The 17,623-nt window shown below is 72.3% G+C and carries 18 protein-coding genes; 5 read left to right on the top strand and 13 right to left on the bottom strand.

The features are described 5' to 3' along the window. Positions 1-5 precede the first annotated feature (5 nt). The 4 genes from ACFVN5_RS02065 to ACFVN5_RS02050 form a co-directional block, all read right to left on the bottom strand. Positions 6-1,427 carry a dihydrolipoamide acetyltransferase family protein gene (locus ACFVN5_RS02065; protein ID WP_376952965.1) on the bottom strand — a complete coding sequence of 474 codons (1,422 nt, stop codon included), beginning with the start codon at positions 1,425-1,427 and terminating at the stop codon, positions 6-8. Between the two features lie 36 nt (positions 1,428-1,463). Next, positions 1,464-2,447: an alpha-ketoacid dehydrogenase subunit beta gene (locus tag ACFVN5_RS02060; protein WP_376954294.1), complete on the bottom strand. Its 984-nt coding sequence runs from the start codon at positions 2,445-2,447 to the stop codon at positions 1,464-1,466. 128 nt (positions 2,448-2,575) lie between these two features. Then, the gene (locus tag ACFVN5_RS02055; protein ID WP_376952964.1) at positions 2,576-3,709 is read right to left on the bottom strand and encodes a thiamine pyrophosphate-dependent dehydrogenase E1 component subunit alpha; all 1,134 of its coding nucleotides are present in this window, start codon (positions 3,707-3,709) and stop codon (positions 2,576-2,578) included. A 16-nt stretch (positions 3,710-3,725) separates the two neighbouring features. After that, a complete protein-coding gene (locus tag ACFVN5_RS02050) occupies positions 3,726-4,850 on the bottom strand; it encodes a histidinol-phosphate transaminase (RefSeq protein WP_376952963.1) in 1,125 nt (374 codons plus the stop codon). 53 nt (positions 4,851-4,903) lie between these two features. Between ACFVN5_RS02050 and ACFVN5_RS02045 the strand changes: the two genes are divergently transcribed. Further along, positions 4,904-5,287, top strand: coding sequence for a phage holin family protein (locus ACFVN5_RS02045; protein WP_376952962.1), 384 nt, complete (start codon positions 4,904-4,906; stop codon positions 5,285-5,287). Here ACFVN5_RS02045 and ACFVN5_RS02040 read toward each other — a convergent pair. The 3 genes from ACFVN5_RS02040 to ACFVN5_RS02030 all read right to left on the bottom strand — a co-directional run bounded on the left by ACFVN5_RS02040 (position 5,262) and on the right by ACFVN5_RS02030 (position 8,164). After that, positions 5,262-6,827: a hypothetical protein gene (locus tag ACFVN5_RS02040; RefSeq protein ID WP_376952961.1), complete on the bottom strand. Its 1,566-nt coding sequence runs from the start codon at positions 6,825-6,827 to the stop codon at positions 5,262-5,264. The two genes, ACFVN5_RS02045 and ACFVN5_RS02040, sit on opposite strands and share 26 nt — an antisense overlap. Next, the gene (locus ACFVN5_RS02035) at positions 6,824-7,147 is read right to left on the bottom strand and encodes a hypothetical protein (RefSeq protein WP_376952960.1); all 324 of its coding nucleotides are present in this window, start codon (positions 7,145-7,147) and stop codon (positions 6,824-6,826) included. The genes ACFVN5_RS02040 and ACFVN5_RS02035 overlap by 4 nt, the downstream gene beginning before the upstream one ends. Before the next feature lie 123 nt (positions 7,148-7,270). Beyond that, a complete protein-coding gene (locus tag ACFVN5_RS02030; protein WP_376952959.1) occupies positions 7,271-8,164 on the bottom strand; it encodes an aminoglycoside phosphotransferase family protein in 894 nt (297 codons plus the stop codon). 81 nt (positions 8,165-8,245) lie between these two features. Here ACFVN5_RS02030 and ACFVN5_RS02025 point away from each other — a divergent pair, with 81 nt between their 5' ends. The 3 genes from ACFVN5_RS02025 (at position 8,246) to ACFVN5_RS02015 (ending at position 11,500) form a co-directional block, all read left to right on the top strand. Continuing rightward, a complete protein-coding gene (locus ACFVN5_RS02025; RefSeq protein WP_376954293.1) occupies positions 8,246-8,782 on the top strand; it encodes a low molecular weight protein-tyrosine-phosphatase in 537 nt (178 codons plus the stop codon). Then, complete coding sequence (gene purB, locus ACFVN5_RS02020; protein WP_376952958.1) at positions 8,779-10,158, top strand: adenylosuccinate lyase; 1,380 nt, start codon at positions 8,779-8,781, stop codon at positions 10,156-10,158. Before ACFVN5_RS02025 ends, purB begins: the two co-directional genes overlap by 4 nt. A gap of 313 nt (positions 10,159-10,471) precedes the next feature. Beyond that, positions 10,472-11,500, top strand: a complete 1,029-nt coding sequence (locus ACFVN5_RS02015; RefSeq protein WP_376952957.1) for an alpha/beta hydrolase — start codon at positions 10,472-10,474, stop codon at positions 11,498-11,500. Positions 11,501-11,725: 225 nt separating this feature from the next. Here the strand turns inward: ACFVN5_RS02015 and ACFVN5_RS02010 are convergent, their stop codons facing one another. The 3 genes from ACFVN5_RS02010 to ACFVN5_RS02000 all read right to left on the bottom strand — a co-directional run bounded on the left by ACFVN5_RS02010 (position 11,726) and on the right by ACFVN5_RS02000 (position 13,705). Then, on the bottom strand, positions 11,726-12,070 hold the full coding sequence (locus ACFVN5_RS02010; protein ID WP_376952956.1) for a hypothetical protein: 345 nt from the start codon (positions 12,068-12,070) through the stop codon (positions 11,726-11,728). Beyond that, positions 12,067-12,651 (bottom strand): hypothetical protein, encoded by a 585-nt coding sequence (locus ACFVN5_RS02005; RefSeq protein WP_376952955.1) that lies wholly within the window; start codon positions 12,649-12,651, stop codon positions 12,067-12,069. The genes ACFVN5_RS02010 and ACFVN5_RS02005 overlap by 4 nt, the downstream gene beginning before the upstream one ends. 109 nt (positions 12,652-12,760) lie before the next feature. Continuing rightward, entirely contained in the window at positions 12,761-13,705 is a 945-nt protein-coding gene (locus tag ACFVN5_RS02000) for a helix-turn-helix transcriptional regulator (RefSeq protein ID WP_376952954.1), read from the bottom strand. Positions 13,706-13,818: 113 nt separating this feature from the next. On the opposite strand from ACFVN5_RS02000, the gene ACFVN5_RS01995 reads away from it, so the two are divergent. Continuing rightward, positions 13,819-14,241: a VOC family protein gene (locus ACFVN5_RS01995; protein WP_376952953.1), complete on the top strand. Its 423-nt coding sequence runs from the start codon at positions 13,819-13,821 to the stop codon at positions 14,239-14,241. 272 nt (positions 14,242-14,513) lie between these two features. Here ACFVN5_RS01995 and ACFVN5_RS01990 read toward each other — a convergent pair whose 3' ends face one another. From ACFVN5_RS01990 to ACFVN5_RS01980, 3 genes are read right to left on the bottom strand one after another with little or no spacing between them, the layout of a single operon-like run. Next, positions 14,514-15,932: an NAD(P)(+) transhydrogenase (Re/Si-specific) subunit beta gene (locus tag ACFVN5_RS01990; RefSeq protein ID WP_376952952.1), complete on the bottom strand. Its 1,419-nt coding sequence runs from the start codon at positions 15,930-15,932 to the stop codon at positions 14,514-14,516. Continuing rightward, positions 15,929-16,306, bottom strand: a complete 378-nt coding sequence (locus ACFVN5_RS01985; RefSeq protein WP_376952951.1) for an NAD(P) transhydrogenase subunit alpha — start codon at positions 16,304-16,306, stop codon at positions 15,929-15,931. The genes ACFVN5_RS01990 and ACFVN5_RS01985 overlap by 4 nt, the downstream gene beginning before the upstream one ends. Further along, entirely contained in the window at positions 16,306-17,475 is a 1,170-nt protein-coding gene (locus ACFVN5_RS01980; RefSeq protein WP_376952950.1) for a Re/Si-specific NAD(P)(+) transhydrogenase subunit alpha, read from the bottom strand. The genes ACFVN5_RS01985 and ACFVN5_RS01980 overlap by 1 nt, the downstream gene beginning before the upstream one ends. Positions 17,476-17,623: the final 148 nt, after the last annotated feature.

Here is a 17,623-nt window from a genome sequence, read left to right as displayed (position 1 = left end):
GCGCATCACTCCAGCAGGAGCGCCGGCTCCTCGATGATCGACGCCACGTCGGCGAGGAACCGGCTCGCGACGTCCCCGTCGACGACTCGGTGGTCGAACGACGCGCCGATCGTGGTGACGTAGCGCGGACGCACCTCGCCGTCGACGACCCACGGCTTCTGCTTGATCGTGCCGAGCGCCACGATGGCGACCTCGCCCGGGTTGAGGATGGGCGTGCCCGTGTCCATGCCGAAGACGCCGATGTTGGTGACGGTGATCGTGCCGCCCTGCATCTCGGCCGGCTGGGTCTTGCCCTCGCGCGCCGTCAGCGTGAGCTGCTCGAGCGCCGTCGCGAGCTCGACCATCGTCATGCCCTGCGCCTCCTTGACGTTCGGCACGAGCAGGCCGCGCGGGGTCGCGGCGGCGACACCGAGGTTGACGAAGTGCTTGATGATGATCTCGTCGTCGGTCCACTGCGCGTTGACCGACGGGTTGCGGCGCACGGCCCAGATCATGGCCTTCGCCATCATGAGCAGCGGCGAGACCCGCACGCCCGCGTAGTCGGGGGAGGCCTTCAGGCGCTTGACGTACTCCATCGTGCGCGAGGCGTCGACGTCGACGAAGACGCTCACATGCGGCGCGGAGTATGCGCTCTGCACCATGGCGTTCGCGATCGCCTTGCGCACGCCCTTCACCGGCACGCGGGTCTCGCGGTCGGCGGGCAGCTCGGGCGTCTGGATGTTGCGGAACACGCTGACCTGGCTCGCATCGCGGATCACGTCGTCGCGCGTGATCTCGCCCATCGTGCCGGTCGGCGCGACGCGGGAGAGGTCGACGCCGAGGTCCTTCGCGAGCTTGCGGATCGGGGGCTTCGCGATCACGGGCACGCGCGGTTCGGGGCGCACGGGACTGGTCGCGGCCGCGGTCGCAGCCTCGTCGCCGGCAGCGGCTGGGGCGGGCGCGGGGGTCTCGGGCTCGGTGCGCGCCGCGAGGCGCTCGTGGGCGCCACCGGGGATCGGGTGCCGCTTGCGGCGCGTCGGGGCGGGGCCCGACGAACCGTGGCCGACGAGCACGACGCCGCCGCCCTCCGACGCCGCAGGCGCGTGCGACGCGACGGTGCCCGACGGGGGAGCGGGCACGGCGGGCGCCGTCGGCGCGGTGGGCGCTGCGGCCGAGGGGGCAGGCGCCGCGGCATTCGCATCGGGTGCATCGGTCTGGATCACGAGGATCGGGGTGCCGACGTCGACCGTGCGGCCCTCGTCGACGAGCAGCTCGGAGACGACGCCCTCGAACGCGCTCGGCAGCTCGACGAGCGACTTCGCCGTCTCGATCTCGACGAAGACCTGGTCGAGGACGATGCGGTCGCCGGGCGCGACGCGCCACTGCACGATCTCGGCCTCGGTGAGTCCCTCGCCGACATCGGGCAACGGGAATCGGATCTCGCTCATCTCACGCCTCTCTCGGGTCGCGGCCGGAGCCGCGGGTCAGTACGCCAGCGCGCGGTCGACGGCCTCGAGCACCCGGTCGGGGCTCGGCAGGAACTCGGACTCGAGCGCGGCAGGCGGGAACGGGGTGTCGAAGGCCGACACGCGGAGCACCGGAGCCTCGAGCGAGTAGAACGCCCGCTCGGCGACTGTGGCGGCGATCTCGGAGCCGATGCTCACGAAGCCGTACGCCTCCTGCGCGACGACCAGCCGACCGGTGCGCTGCACCGAGTCGAGCAGCGGGCCGTAGTCGATGGGGGAGAGCGAGCGCAGGTCGACGACCTCGATGCTCGTGCCCTCGCCGGCGGCGATGTCGGCGGCCTGCAGCAGCGTCGAGATCATCGCTCCGTGGCCGACGACGGTGATGTCGCTGCCCTGGCGGATGACGCGGCTCGCGTGCAGCGGCATGCCCGAGTGGTCGAGGTCGACCGGTCCCTTCGGCCAGTACCGGCTCTTCGGCTCGAAGAACAGCACGGGGTCGTTCGAGGCGATGGCCTCCTGGATCATCCAGTAGGCGTCGTGCGGGCTCGATGGGCTGACCACGCGCAGGCCCGGGGTGTGCGCGAAGTACGCCTCGGGGCTCTCCTGGTGGTGCTCGATCGAGCCGATGTGGCCGCCGTAGGGCACGCGGATGACGACGGGCATCGAGATCGAGCCGTCGTGGCGCACGGTCTGGCGCGCGAGCTGGGTCGTGATCTGGTCGAAGGCGGGGAAGATGAACCCGTCGAACTGGATCTCGCAGACCGGGCGGTAGCCGCGCATCGCGAGGCCGATCGCGGTGCCGACGATGCCCGACTCGGCGAGCGGCGTGTCGAGCACCCGCTTGTCGCCGAACTCGGCCTGCAGGCCCTCGGTCACGCGGAACACGCCCCCGAGCGGGCCGATGTCCTCGCCCATCAGCAGCACCTTGTCATCGCCGCGAAGCGCCTCGCGCAGTCCCGCCGTGATGGCCTTCGCCATCGAGAGGGTCTGGATGCCGCGCATGCCGCTCTCGGCATGTTCGTCCTGCGACGTCTCGACCACGTCGGTTCCGGGCGTCGGCTCGGCGGATGCCACGACGGTCTGCTGCTCGATCGCGTCGGCCACGGCGCGCTCCTCCTCGGTGCGTGCGCTCATGCCGCGCCTCCCTCGAAGCCCGACTCGTAGGACTCCAGCCAGGCCAGTTCCTCGTCCATGAGCGGATGCGGCTCGCTGTAGACGTGGGCGAAGATCTTCTCGCGTGTGGGCGCGGGCAGGTCGAGTGCACGACGTCGCACGTCGGCGGCGACATCCGCCGCCTCGCCGTCGACCTCGTCGAAGAACGCCGCGGATGCCCCGCGGCCCTCGAGCCACGCGCGGTACCGCGTGATCGGGTCTCGCTCGGCCCAGTACGCCACCTCGGCGTCGGTGCGGTACTTCGTCGGGTCGTCGGCGGTCGTGTGCGCGCCCATGCGATAGGTCTCGGCCTCGATCAGGCTCGGTCCCTCGCCGGCGCGTGCCTCCTCGAGCGACTGGCGGGTGACCGCGTAGCTCACGAGCACGTCGTTCCCGTCGATGCGCACGCCCGGCATGCCGAAGCCGCCGCCGCGGAGCGAGAGCGGGCTGCGCGACTGCCGCGAGACGGGCACCGAGATCGCCCACTGGTTGTTCTGCACGAAGAACACCTGCGGCGTCTGGTAGCTCGCCGCGAACACGAGCGCCTCGCTCGCGTCGCCCTGCGAGGTCGACCCGTCGCCGTAGTAGACGAGCACGGCGGTGTCGGCCTCGGGGTCGCCGGTGCCGGAGAGCCCGTCGAACTGCACGCCCATGGCATAGCCGGTGGCGTGCAGCGTCTGCGACGCGAGCACGAGCGTATAGAGGTGGAAGTTGCCGTTCTCGGCGGGATTCCAGCCGCCGAGGGTCGCGCCGCGCAGCAGCGACAGGATGTTCACGGGATCGAGCCCGCGGATCATGCCGACGATGTGCTCGCGGTACGACGGGAAGATGTGGTCCTGCGCGCGGGCCGCGTGCGCCGAGCCGACCTGCGCGGCCTCCTGCCCGTGGCTCGGGACCCAGAGGGCGAGCTGGCCCTGGCGCTGCAGGTTCGCACCCGCGACGTCGAGGCGACGCGAGACGACCATGTCGCGGTAGAACCGCTCGAGCACGTCGTCGGAAAGCGCCTCGACGAGGGGCAGGTAGGGCTCCGCCTCAGGGGTGGGACGGAGTTCTCCGGTGGGGGTCAGGAGCTGGACCGTCGGCGCGGTGAAGGCTCTCTCGCGGGCTGCCACCGTTCCACGCTACCCGCTAGGCCGGGTGCCCTTCTTGTGAGGCCGGTACAAGCTCACCCAGAATCCGGAGGAGGGTTTCGACAGACTCGGGCTCGCCGACGGAGATGCGGATGCCCTCGGGCGGGAACGCCCTGGTGACGAGTCCTGCGTCGAAGAGCCGCTCGGCGACCTCGACCGTGCGATCACCCGTGGGCAGCCACACGAAGTTGCCGTGCGCCTCGGGGACCGGCCAGCCCTGCTCGAGCAGGGCCGCACGCAGTGCCTCACGCCGGCCCGCGATCGTTTCGACGCGGGCGAGCAGTTCGCGCTCGGCCTCGGGCTCGAGCGAGGCCAGCGCCGCGGCGGCCGACGCCGCCGTCACGCTCAGCGGGATCGCCGTCGAGCGCGCGGCGTCCAGGATGTACGCGGGGCCGATCGCGTAGCCCACGCGCAGGCCGGCCAGCCCGTAGGCCTTCGAGAAGGTGCGCAGGATCACGAGGTTGGGGTACCGGCCGAGCAGGGTGCTCCCGTCGACGGATGCCCCGGGCCCGGTCGGCTCGGTGCGCACGAACTCGATGTACGCCTCGTCGAGCAGCACGAGCATGTCGGCGGGCACGCGGGCCATGAACGCCTCGAACTCGTCGGCGGTGACGATGACGCCCGTCGGGTTGTTGGGGGAGCAGACGATCGCGACCCGGGTGCGCTCGGTGACGGCGTCGGCCATCGCGTCGAGGTCGTGCCCGTGGTCGCCTCGGTTCGACACCTGGATGCTCGTCGCGCCCGAGACCGTGACGAGCCCGGGGTAGGCCTCGAACGACCGCCAGGCGTAGACGACCTCGTCGCCGGGGCCGGCGGCGGCGGCGATGAACTGCGCGAGCAGCGACACCGACCCGGCGCCCACGATCACCTCGTCCGTCGAGACGCCGAACCGCTCGGCGAGCTTCTCGCGCAGGGCGAGCGCGGTCGCGTCGGGGTAGCGGTTGATCTCGTTCGCGGTGGCGGCCACGGCCTCGGCGACGCCGGGCAGCGGCGAGAACGGGTTCTCGTTGCTCGACAGCTTGTAGCCGTCGGCCGGCGCCGGGCGGCCCTGTCGGTACGCGGGGAGGGCGGCGATCTCGGGGCGGAGGCGCACGCCGGCGGGGGTTGGCTCCGTTGCGGTCACGCGTTCCACCGTACCCCTTCGATCGCAGGGCGCCGTCTGCCAGAGTGGGACCCATGCGGTTCATCGTCAAGGTCATCGTCGTCGCCTTCGCGCTCTGGCTGACCACCTTCATCGTCACGGGAATCCGGGTGGTGCCGTACGAGGACACGACCCTCGCCACGGTGCTCACGTACCTGCTCATCGCGCTCATCTTCGGCCTCGTGAACGCCTTCGTCGGCACGTTCGTGAGGATCGTCGCGTTCCCCCTGTACGTGCTCACGCTGGGCCTCATCTCCTTCATCGTGAACGGCCTGCTGCTGCTCCTCGTGGCGTGGATCAGCAGCCTGATGGGATTCGGGCTCGTCATCGACGGGTTCTGGTGGGGCGTGCTCGGCGCCCTCGTACTGGGCCTCATCAGCTGGCTGATCGGGCTCATCGTGCGCCCGTCGCGGGACTGACCTCGCGGGTCGCGACCCAGTCGCTGCGCAGGCCGGCGCCGCCGCCGGTGACCTCGTCGACGAGCGCACGCCACTCGACCAGCCGCTGCTCGTCGGAGTCGTCGACGAGGGCGGCGGTCTGCCGGTAGCGGGCGAGCTCGTGCGCCGGGACCGCCGCCGCGTACTCGCGGTCGGGCTCGAGCACGCTGCGGGTCACCGTGACGCGATCGGGTGACGGATGCCCCGCGCCGCCCGTCGCGGGGACGAGGTCCTCCTCGTGTTCGAGGGAGAGCAGGCCCACGCCCTCGCGGGTCGGCGCGGAGGCGACCGGCCCGCCGAGGTTCAAGGCGCCGACCGCTCCGAGCTCGGGATCGGCGGCGAGCTTCGCGGCGATGATGCCGCCGCCGGAGTAGCCCACCGCGAGCAGCGGGTCGCCCGACTGCGCACCCGCCTCGGTGAGCGCTTCGCGCACCGCGCGCTCGCCCGCCGCCGAGTCGGCGCCCGTGAACCGCAGCCGATCGAGCCGCGTGTCGTCGGCGACGCCGTGCGTGTTGCTCGTCATGTCGGCGGTCTCTGCGCCGGCGATGAGCCCGAAGTCCGCGGTGCCGCCGACGTAGACGATCCAGCGCGGATCGGCCGCGGTGCCGTATCGCTCGATCCGGATCTGCGGCGCCTCGTCGCCCGAGGGCACCCGGTCGGCGAGGCCGCGGACGCCGGCGGGCGGGGCCACGACCTCGCCGAGGCGGGACACGCCCTGGGCCGGATGCCCGGCGGGTGCCGCATCCATGCCGGCTCGATCGGCCGCGGATCCGCGAGCCCCGGCGTCGACGCGCGTCACGCGCACGGGGCCGTCGACCAGCACGCGGCTGCCCACGACGCCGAGCAAGCCGGTGGCAGCCAGCACGATCGACGCGCTCTCGGGCGCACCGATCACCGCCCCGAGTCCGCCGGGCACGGGCAGGTGGAATGCGGCCGAGAACGCCTCGTCGGCGTGGTCGGCGGCCAGGCGCACCAGTCGCACGAACCCGGGATCGGAGAGGAGGTCGCGGTGCTCGTCGAGCCACGCCGCGAGGGGCGTCGGCCCCCAGCCGAGCGCGCTCCGGATCGCCGATCCGGCCCACTGGCCACCGGCGGCGAGCAGGCCGCCGATCAGGAGCACCGGCGCATGAAGCCCGAGCCAGGGCGCCGCCACCGCCGCGCCGAGGTGCCAGAGTCCGTCGACGAGCCGCTCGGTGACGCCGTACCGTTCCGCCGACTCGAGCAGCGACGAGTGCATCGTCAACGCCAGGTCGCGGGACTGCTCGAGGCGAACGCACCCGACGCCGGCGTGCCAGGCCGGCGAGGCGGCATCGACGGCGGCGATCGGATCGTCGATGTCGAGCAGGTCGAGTCCACGCCGCAGCACGCCCGCGCGAGCCAGCCAGCCGTCGACGACCGGCGCCACCGCGCCGAGCCTCGCGGCCACGACGAAGAGCTCGTCGACCGCGACGGCGTACGTTCCGCCGCCGGACACGACCAGCCCGCCCGCGCCCTCGTCGCCCGGACTCGAGAACGCGCTCACCGGAACCCCGCCGCGGCCTCCGCCTGGGCGTCGAGCTGCTGCTCCAGCCGCCGGATGCGCACCTCGAGCGCGGCTTCGGCCTCGGCGAGCGCGCCCGCCGCTCCCGCGAGGAGCACCCGCAACTCGTCGAGCCGTGCCGCATATGCGTCGGCCGCGCCAGATCTCCACGTGCGCGCCGGCTCGGGGAGCAGGCCCGGCCAAGCGCTCCGCACCTCGTCGAGCAGCGAGCGGAGCATGAGGAGGTGCCGGCGCGCGCCCTCGACCTGGTCGGCGGTGACGGCGCGACCGGTGAGCGCCGCGAGGAGCGGGTCATCGTCCATGGCGTCAGCGTCCCAATGGCGCACGCCGTCGCACGCCGTCGGCGCGGCATCCGTGCGCACCTCGAGAGCTCGGCGGCCTGTGGAGGACGAGCGAATGCGGGCGAGCGCGCACCCGGCCGCGGCTCAGTCGAGCTGCACCTGCTCGAGCACGTACGACGCCACCCGTCCGAAGTCGCCCGACGGGCCGGTGCGGTCGACGACCGCGCTCGCGATCACCAACGCCCACCCGCGGGCGCGGTCCCACGTCGCCTCGTCGACGCCGCGGCGCGCCTCCAGCTCGGCGCGGAACACCCGTCGATCGCGGGCGTCGAACGTGAGCCACGCGGTGGCGAGGTCGGTCGCCGGATCGCCCGCCGTGATGTCGCCGAAGTCCACCACCGCGACGAGCGCCCCCGAGGGCGCGAGCAGCAGGTTGTGCGGGTGCAGGTCGCCGTGCAGCCACACGGGCGGGCCCGACCAGGCGGATGCCGCGAGCGCCCGATCCCACACGCGGGCGAGTCCTGCGCCATCGGGGATCCGTCCCCGGGCCAGCCGGGCCCGCACGTCCTCGTCGCGGTGCGCGAGCGGGACGCCGCGGTACGCGTTCGCCGGGGCATCCGCCGGCGCCGGGATCGCCCCGAACTCCGCGACGAATGCGGCCAGCCCGTTCACCGCGACGCCCCGCGTCTCGGCGTCGAACGCGAGTCCGCTCGCGCCGTCGAACCACGGGACGATGCTCCACGGCACGTCGTAGCCGAGCTCGGGAGCGGGTCGTCCGTTCCGCACGGGCGCGGGCACGGCGACCGGCAGGCGCGGGGCCGGGGCGGGCATCCAGCGTTGCTCGTTCCACATGAGCCCGACCGCCTCGCGGCGCCGCGGCATCCGCACCGCCAGCCGTTCGCCGAGGCGGAACATCGCGTTGTCCCAGCCGTTCGCGACGAGGCGCACCTCGCCCGACAGGTCGGGGTGCTGGGCGGCCACGAGCCCTGCGGCGAGCGCCTCGTCGACGTGGAAGTCGGGCGCTGGGGCATCCGTCATGCCGACCCCCTTCTCGCACCGACGACCCGGCGTGACGCGGGCCCCAACTGCCACTGTGCTGCACTGCTGATCTCGTCCACAATGGGAGGCATGACGCGAGCGGAGCCCACGGGGGACGCCGCGCAGCCCTTCCGAGTGTCCTTCGTGTGCACCGGCAACATCTGCCGCTCGCCGATGGCCGAGGTCGTGCTGCGCTCCCTCGCCGAACGCGCGGGGCTCGGCGACCGCATCACCATCGAGTCGGCCGCGACGGGCGACTGGCATGTCGGCGAACAGGCCGACCAGCGCACCATCGACGCCCTCGAGCGCCGCGGCTACGACGGAACCCACCACCGGGCGCGGCAGTTCGACGCGGCGGACTTCCCGGCGCTCGACCTCGTGGTCGCGTTCGACCGCGGGCAGGCCCGGATCCTGCGCAACCAGGCACCCTCGTCGGTCGACCTCGACAAGGTGCGGCTGCTCCTCGAATTCGACCCCGAGCTCGCGCCGCTGCAGGACGTGCCCGACCCCTATTACTCCGACGATGCGACCTTCGATCGGGTTCTTGGGATGATAGAGCGGTCGACGTCGGCGCTCTTCCGGCAACTCGCCCCCGCTCTCAGACAAGGAAACCGATGACTTCGCTGCCTCCCCAGCCGCTCAGCCCGCTCGACGGACGGTACCGCGCCGCCGTCGAAGCGCTCGGCGAGTACCTGTCGGAGGCGGGCCTCAACCGCGCCCGCGTGCAGGTGGAGGTCGAGTGGCTCATCGCGCAGACCGACCGCAGGTTCTTCGGCTCATCGCCGCTGTCGGCCGAGCAGCAGGCCCAGCTGCGCTCGATCGTGACGGAGTTCGGGCAGGCCGACATCGACGAGCTCGCCACGCTCGAGGCGACCACGCGACACGACGTCAAGGCCGTCGAGTACTACGTGCGCCGCCGGCTCGAGCTGCTCGGCCTCGACGACATCGCCGAGCTCACGCACTTCGCCTGCACGAGCGAGGACATCAACAACCTCTCGTACGCGATCACCGTGCGCGACGCGGTCGAGCGCGTCTGGCTGCCGAAGTACCGGGGCGTCATCGACGCACTGAGCGCCCTGTCGGTCGAGCTGCGGGATGCCGCGATGCTCTCGCGCACGCACGGGCAGCCCGCGACGCCCACCACGATGGGCAAGGAGCTCGCGGTCTTCGCCTACCGCCTCGAGCGCATCGCCCGCCAGGTCGAGGCGACCGAGTACCTCGGCAAGTTCTCGGGCGCGACCGGCACGTTCTCGGCGCACGTGGTCGCGGCGCCGGATGTCGCGTGGCCCGACGTGTCGCGCGAGTTCGTCGAGTCGCTCGGCCTCACGTGGAACCCGCTCACGACCCAGATCGAGTCGCACGACTGGCAGGCGGAGCTCTACGGCAAGGTCTCGCACGCGAACCGGGTGCTGCACAACCTCGCGACCGACATCTGGACCTACATCTCACTCGGTTACTTCCGGCAGATCCCGGCGGCCGGAGCGACGGGCTCGTCGACCATGCCGCACAAGGTGAACCCGATCCGGTTCGAGAATGCCGAGGCCAACCTCGAACTCTCGAGCGCCGTGCTCGACTCGCTCGCGGCGACGCTCGTCACGAGCCGCCTCCAGCGCGACCTCACGGACTCGAGCGCGCAGCGCAACATCGGCGTCGGCTTCGGCCACTCGATGCTCGCCCTCGACAACATCGAGCGCGGCCTCGGCGAGATCGACCTCGACCGCAACCTGCTGCTCGCCGACCTCGACGTGAACTGGGAGGTGCTCGGCGAGGCGATCCAGACGGTCATCCGCGCCGAGGTCGTCGCCGGCCGGTCGACGATCGCCGATCCGTACGCGCTGCTCAAGGACCTCACCCGCGGCAAGCGCGTCGGCGCGGCCGACCTCGCCGCGTTCATCGAGGGCCTCGAGATCGGCGAGGACGCGAAGCGACGCCTGCTCGAGCTCACGCCCGCGACGTACACGGGCATCGCGTCGGGGCTCGTCGACCGGCTCTAGGCCTCGCAGCTGGAGGCGCGCCGCGCAGCGGCCCGATGTGGTCGAGTAGCGCCGCGCAGCGACCTCCGGTGGTCGAGTAGCGCCGCGTAGCGACCTCCGGTGGTCGAGTAGCGCCGCGTAGCGACGCGTATCGAGACCCGGTGCGTGTATGCAATTCAGGTGCGCGCGCGGCATTTCGCCGCGACACGCCGGATCGCCACAACGCGACACGCCTCCCGACCTGAATCGAGCACACGCCGACGTCCGGTGCCCTCGGATGCCGCGGCCGGCGTCCGCCCTTCCGGAGGGCGATGATCCGAGGGAGGATGTCGGCATGGTGACCGTCGAACGGTCGCACTCCCGGCACACCCGACGGCGTGTGCTGGCGTGGTCGGCCATCGGCCTCTCGGCCCTCTGCGCGGCCGGGTACACGGCCCAGCGCGCCGCGTCGAGACGGGATGTGCGTCGATTCCCGCTGCCCGGCCGCCTCGTCGACCTCGGTGGCGTCCGCCTGCATCTCGACATCCGCGGCGTGAGCGCGGGAGCGCCGACGGTGGTGCTCGAAGCCGGGCTCGGGTCGTTCTCGCCGAACTGGCACTGGGTCCAGCTGGCGTTGGCCGACCACGTGCGGGTCGTCGCGTACGATCGCGCCGGACTCGGCTGGAGCGACCCGAGCCCGGCGCCCCGCGACGGGGCCACGATGGCCATGGAGCTGCACGAAGCGCTCCGCACCGCCGGGATCGACGGCCCGTTCGTGCTGGCCGGGCACTCCTTCGGGGGCCTGGTCGTGCGCTCATTCGCCGAGGTCTACCCGCACGAGACGGCCGGCCTCGTGCTCGTCGACGCGTCGCATCCCGACCAGTGGGCGCGTTGGCCGGTGCCGCAGGCGCATCGGCTTCAGGTCGTCTCGCTGACCGTGTCGGCCGCGCTGGCGCGGTTCGGCCTGTTCCGCATCGTCGATGCGTTCGGCGCTGTCTCCGACGGGCTGCCCGAGCGGCAGGTCGCGGAACTGAACGCGGGCTTCGTGCGGCCCTCGACCTCGGCGACCGAGGCGGCGGAGATGCGGGAGTGGGAGGCGACCACTCGACCGTTCCTCCACCGCGCCGCTCCGCTCGGCGACCTGCCCCTCGCCGTCCTCGGAGTCGGCGTCCAGCCCATGGGTGCCGAGACGCTCACCGCCCTGCAGGAGGAGCTTCCCGGTCTCTCCACGAACTCCGCTCGCCGCGTCGTCGCTGACTCGACGCATGAGGCACTCATCTCCCATCGCGACCATGCGGACGCGGTCGCGTCGGCGATCCTCGCGGTGGTCGACGCGACGGGCGGCGAACGGGTCGATGAAGCGTGGGCGGCACGCGAGGGCTGAGCTCCCTGTCATGGAACGGGTTTGCTCGCGGCATCCGACCTCAGCCGGGTCGAGAATGCCCATCCCCCCGGTGTGCAATTCAGGTGCGCGCTCGGCGCGTCACCGGGACACGCCGGAGACCGATCGCGCGACACACCTCCCGACCTGAATTGCGCACAGACGACGAGGTCGGCGCGAGCGGTCAGCAGCGGCATCCGTGCCCGCTGACCCGGCGCAACCGGCGGATCAGTGACCGGGCGGCGGCGCCTGCGGCCCGTCGAGGCCCGGGCCGCCGTCGGCGCCGCCCGGCTCGCGAGGCCCGTCGTGCGCCTCATGCCGGTGCGCCTCGTCGTCGCGCAGCTCGGCCGACTCCGACGCGTCGGGCTTGACGGCCAGCGCGAACAACGCGAGCGCGACGAGCACGACGATGAAGACGCCGCCGGTCGCGATGAGCGCCAGCGTGAGGTCGCGGGTGACCACGAGCGTGATGACGCCCGTGAAGATCGCCGCGATGGCGGAGCCGCCCACGTACTCGACGGGCCGCAGCACGTCTCGCCGGCTGGGCTTGTAGTCGCCGGGACCCTGGGTCACGAGTGCTGCTCCGATCCGGATGCCGCGGCGCCCGGCGCCGCAGCCCACTTCAACGAGAACCCCCCGATGACGAGGTAGACGCCCAGGATCACGAAGTACGCGCCGAGCAGGCCGACCGCCGTGACGGAGTCGGGCGGCAGCAGCAGGAACACGATCGCGGCCACGGCCGTGAACGCGCCGGCGGCGATCCAGTCGCGCGCGGCGGGCGTTCGGCCGCGCGCGCGCAGGCCCGCGTAGAGCTCGACGAAGCCGGTGACGGCCGCCCACACACTCACGAGGTAGAGCAGGTAGGGGAGGCCGCCGGGGATCGTGACGGCGAGCAGGCCGGCTGCGGTCGTCGCGACGGCGTTCACGAGGAACAGCGAGCGGATGCCGCGGTCCTCGACGAGGCGCAGCGACAGTGCGCCGACGACGAGTCCGGACACGATCGCCCAGGCGCCGTATACGAGGAGGCCGAGCTCGGGCGCGTGGTTCTGCGAGAACGTGATCACGGCCGCCGGCACGAGTGCGAGGAGTCCGCGTACGACCGGGACGACCCAGTACTGGGTGCGCTCCGGGGCGGCATCGCGGGCGGTGGCCACGGCGACCTCTTTCACATCGGAGGGGGGTACCGATCCATCCTACGTGGGCTCCACGGCCGTCCCGAATCGGACGGTTTCCCGTCGCGAACGGCCCCTTCGCCGACGCCGCTCAGCCGTCGTTGCGTTCGACGAGCGCGCGCCCGAGCCGCAGGAGCTCCGCGCGCAGCGATGCGGGCTCCTCGACCTCGACGTACTCCGCCCAGCCCGCGAGCCCGCGCGCGAGCAGCTGCTCGGTGGGCGCCGTGATCCGCACCCGCGAACGCATCGCGTCGACGGATGCCTCGTGCACCGCGCGTTGGCCGAACTGCGTCTGCAGCAGCGGCACGATCCCGCTGTCGACGGTGACCGTCGCCGACGCGGCCGCCCGATGCTCCTCGACCTCCGCCGTCACGCGCTCCCAGACCTCGGCCAGGTCGAGGTCGTCGGGTCGCTCGGCCGGCTCGTCGGTCACGGATGCCTCGAGCATCCGATCGACGCGATAGGTGCGCTCGGCGCCGTCGACCGCACCGAGGAGATACCAGCGGTCGCGCTTGCGCACGGTCCCCCACGGGTCGATGAGTCGATCGACGGGATCGCGATTCCACGCGGCGTAGCGCGCCCGCACGCGTCGCCGCTGCACCACCGCCGCCTCGAGCACCGGCAGGAGCTCGGGACGCTCGCCGGCGTCGCGCCCCCACTCGCCGGGGTCGATGACGACCGCGTCGGCGGCGGCCGCGGCATCCGTTCGGAAGTTCTCGGGCAGCGCCCGCACGAGCTTGCGCAGCGCGGCCTTGGCATCGGGGTCGACGGATGCCGCGGGCCCCACGAGCAGGAACAGGGCACGCGCCTCGGGCGCCGTGAGCCCTGACAGGTCGGTGCGCGCGCCGCCGAGCAACTGCCAACCGCCACCGCGTCCCGCTTGCGGATAGACCGGGATGCCGGCCGACGACAGCGCCTCGAGGTCGCGGCGGGCCGTGGCGACCGAGACCTCGAGCTCCTCGGCGAGCTGGGCGGCGGTCACGCGGCCGCGCGCCTGCAGGGTGAGCAGGGTGGCCACGAGACGGTCGGCGCGCATGTTCCGATTCTCCTCGCAAAAGTAGTCAGAGGGTGAGCACTTCTGCGTTCGAGACTGGGATCACCAGCAGGAAGACCGCGAAACCGGATGATCCGGCACGAGAGGAACCGCACATGCTCAGGGGATTCGCCACCGTCAGCTACTACGCCGCCGACCTCGAGGCCGCCGCCGCCTGGTACGCCGAGGTGCTCGGCGTCGAGCCGTACTACCGGCGCCCGGGCTACACCGAGTTCCGCGTCGGCGACACCAGCGACGAGCTCGGGCTCATCGACGCGCAGTATCGGCCGGCGGGTCCGGCCGAGCCCGGCGGCGAGGTCGTGTTCTGGCACGTCGACGACCTTGCCGGCTCGTACGAGCGCCTGCTCGCGCTCGGGGCGACGCCGTACCAGCCGCCGATCGAGCGCGGCCCCGGCTTCGTGACCGCGGTCGTCGTGGATCCGTTCGGCAACCTCCTCGGCGTCATGTACAACCAGCACTACCTCGACGTGCTCGCGGCTGCTCCGGTCGTCGAGCAGCGGGTCCCCGGCGTCGAGTAGCGGGCTCCGGTCGTCGAGTAGCGCCGCCGGAGGCGACGCGTATCGAGACGCGGTCGGGCAACACCCCGGTCGTCGAGTAGCGCCGCCGCAGGCGACGCGTATCGAGACGTGGTCGATGAAGCGTCTCGATACGCGTCCGGCTCCGCCGGGCGCTACTCGACGACCGGCACCCTCCGCCGGGCGCTACTCGACGACCGGCACCCTCCGCCGGGCGCTACTCGACGACCGGCACCCTCTTCCGCCGGTCGCTACTCGACGACCGGACTGACCGGTTACAGCGCCTTCACCGCCGTGAGCACCTTCGCGAGGGAGTCCTTCGCGTCGCCGAACAGCAGCGTGGTCTGCGGTTCGTAGAGCAGCTCGTTCTCGATGCCTGCGAAGCCCGGCCGCATCGACCGCTTGAGGAACACCACCTGGCGCGCGTCCTCGACCTCGAGGATCGGCATGCCGTAGATGGGCGAGCCCGGCGTGGACTTCGCCGCGGGGTTCACGACGTCGTTCGCGCCGACGACGAGCGCGACATCCGCCTGCTTGAACTCGCCGTTGACCTCGCTCATCTCCTTCAGCGACTCGTACGGCACGTTCGCCTCGGCGAGCAGCACGTTCATGTGGCCGGGCATGCGGCCGGCCACCGGGTGGATCGCGAACACCACCTCGGTGCCGCGCGCCTCGAGCGCGGCCTGCAGCTCGGCCACCGTGTGCTGGCCCTGCGCCACCGCGAGGCCGTAGCCCGGCACGATGATCACGCGCTGGGCGTAGCCGAGCAGCACCGCGACGTCCTCGGCGCTCGACGAGCGCACCGGGCGGTCGGAGACGTCGGTCGACCCCGCCGTCGAGCCACCGCGGAACGCACCGAACAGGATGCCCGAGACGCTGCGGCCCATGGCCGACGCCATCGCGCGGGTCAGGATCGTTCCGGAGGCGCCGACCAGCGTGCCCGCCACGACGAGCAGCACGTTGCCGAGTACGAGGCCCGACGCCGCGACCGCGAGTCCGGTGAAGGCGTTGAGCAGCGAGATCACGATCGGCACGTCGGCGCCGCCCACCGGCAGCACGAGCAGCACACCTGTGACGAGGCCGAGCACGAGCAGCACGACCGCGAGCCAGCCCTCGCCGGTGATCACCACGAAGACGGATGCCGCGACGGCCGCCAGGATCGACAGCCCCATGACCACCGGCAGGCCCGGGAACACGACCGGCCGGGTCGTCATCAGCTCCTGCAGCTTCGCGAAGGTCACGAGCGATCCCGAGAAGGAGACGGCACCCACGAAGAGGGTGAACACGATCGCGACCCGCACCCACGCGTTCACGGTCGTCAGTTCGTAGAGACCCGTGGTCTCGCCCTCGGGTACGACCGTGTGTCCGAGCTCGAGCAGCGCCACGAGCGCCGCCGCACCGCCGCCGACGCCGTTGAAGAGCGCGACGAGCTGGGGCATCTGCGTCATCTGCACGCGCCGCGCGACCGGCGCCGCGATCGCCGCGCCCACGGCGATGGCCGCGAGGATCCACGGGATGTTGTCGAGCTTCGTCGAGAGGAACACCGTGATCACGGCCACGAGCGCACCGGCCGCGCCGATGAGGTTGCCGCGGCGCGCGGTCTTCGGCGAGCTCAGCCCCTTCAGGGCGAGGATGAAGCAGACGGCGGCGACGAGGTAGAGGATGGCGGTCCAAGTGGGGGAGAGGATCGTCATCGACCGGACTCCTTCGGGTCGGTGGAGGCGGCGGGTGAAGTCGTGCGGCGTGCTCGCTTCGTCGAGCTCGGCAAGCGTCCGGTCCCTGAGCCCGTCGAAGGGCGGCCGCGGAACATCTCGAGCATGCGGTCGGTGACGACGAAGCCGCCGACGAGGTTGGCGGTCGCGAGCACGACGGCGACGAGGGCGAGCACGAGCGTCCAGCCGTCGGCCGCCTGGCCGGCGACGATGATCGCGCCCACGAGGATGATGCCGTGAATCGCGTTCGCGCCCGACATCAGCGGGGTGTGCAGGGTGCTCGAGACCTTCGAGACCACCTCGAAGCCCACGAACACCGCGAGCACGGTGATGGTGAGCAGTGCGACGCCGTCCATCAGCGTGCTCCTTCCTGTGCGTCCGGTGCGTCGGCGGCCAGCGCCTCCGCGGTCGCCGGATGTCGCACCTCGCCGTCGCGGGTGAGGCACGCGTCCATCACCACCACGTCGCCGAAGTCGGGCTCGACCGAGCCGTCGTGCGTCATGAGCGCGAGCAGGTTGGCGACGTTCTTCGCGTAGAGGCGGGAGGCGTCGGCGGGCATCGTCGACGCGGCATCCTTCATGCCGACGACCGTGACCGTGCCGGTGCCGTCGGCCGTCGGCACCGCGACATCCGACCCGGCGACCGACCCCTCGACGTTGCCGCCCGACTCGGCCGCGAGGTCGACGACCACCGAGCCGGGGCGCATCGCCCGCACCATGTCGGCCGTGACGAGCAGCGGCGCCGGGCGTCCCGGGATCGCAGCGGTCGTGATGAGCACGTCGGCCTCGGCGATGTACGGCGCGAGCAACTGGCGCTGGCGGGCGGCCCGGTCGGCGCCGAGCTCCTTCGCGTAGCCGCCGCTCGCGTCCGCGGCGTCGAGGTCGAGGTTGATGAACGTGCCGCCGAGCGACTGCACCTCGTCGGCGGATGCCGCGCGCACGTCGTTCGCCGAGACGCGGGCGCCGAGGCGCTTCGCCGTGCCGATCGCCTGCAGGCCGGCGACACCCGCGCCGAGCACGAGCACCCGGGCCGGCGGGATCGTGCCCGCGGCCGTCATGTAGAGGGGGAAGAACCGCGGCAGGCGCATCGCGGCCTCGAGCACGCAGCGGTAGCCGGCGACGAGCGCCTGGCTCGTGAGGGCGTCCATCGACTGCGCCCGGGAGATGCGCGGCACGAGCTCGAGCGCGAAGGACGTGACGCCCGCGTCGGTGAGCGCACGCACCGTCGGCAGCTCGCTCGACGGCGAGGCGAGGCCGATCGTGATGGCGCCGCGGCGCAGCCGTGCGGGCGTCGCAGGGTCGAGCGGGCGCACGTGCAGCAGCACGTCGAGGTCGCCGAGCTCGAGCACCTCCTCGACGGTCGCGCCGGCCTCCTCGTAGGCCGAGTCGGCGTGACCGGATGCCTCGCCGGCGCCGTGCTCGACGAGCACCTCCAGTCCCAGTCCGACCAGCTGGCGCACGGTCTCGGGCGTGGCGGCGACCCGGCGTTCGCCCGCTCGTCGCTCTCTCGCGATGCCGACCCTCACGGGCCCTCCTCTCACACGGGAGTGCAGCGGAACCGGGCGTGGGGAGACCCATGCGGCGGCACTGCTGCACGTGTCGTCCACAGTACGTGTCGACGCGGCATCCGAGCCATGGTTCGCCTGTTTCAGGGGCGAAAGTTCGCAGGATCTT

Origin of the sequence: Agromyces sp. NPDC057865 (assembly GCF_042796995.1) — a bacterium.
Taxonomy (GTDB): Bacteria; Actinomycetota; Actinomycetes; order Actinomycetales; family Microbacteriaceae; genus Agromyces.
Note: the sequence above shows the minus strand (reverse complement) of the source record. Positions and strands in the feature narration are given on the sequence as shown.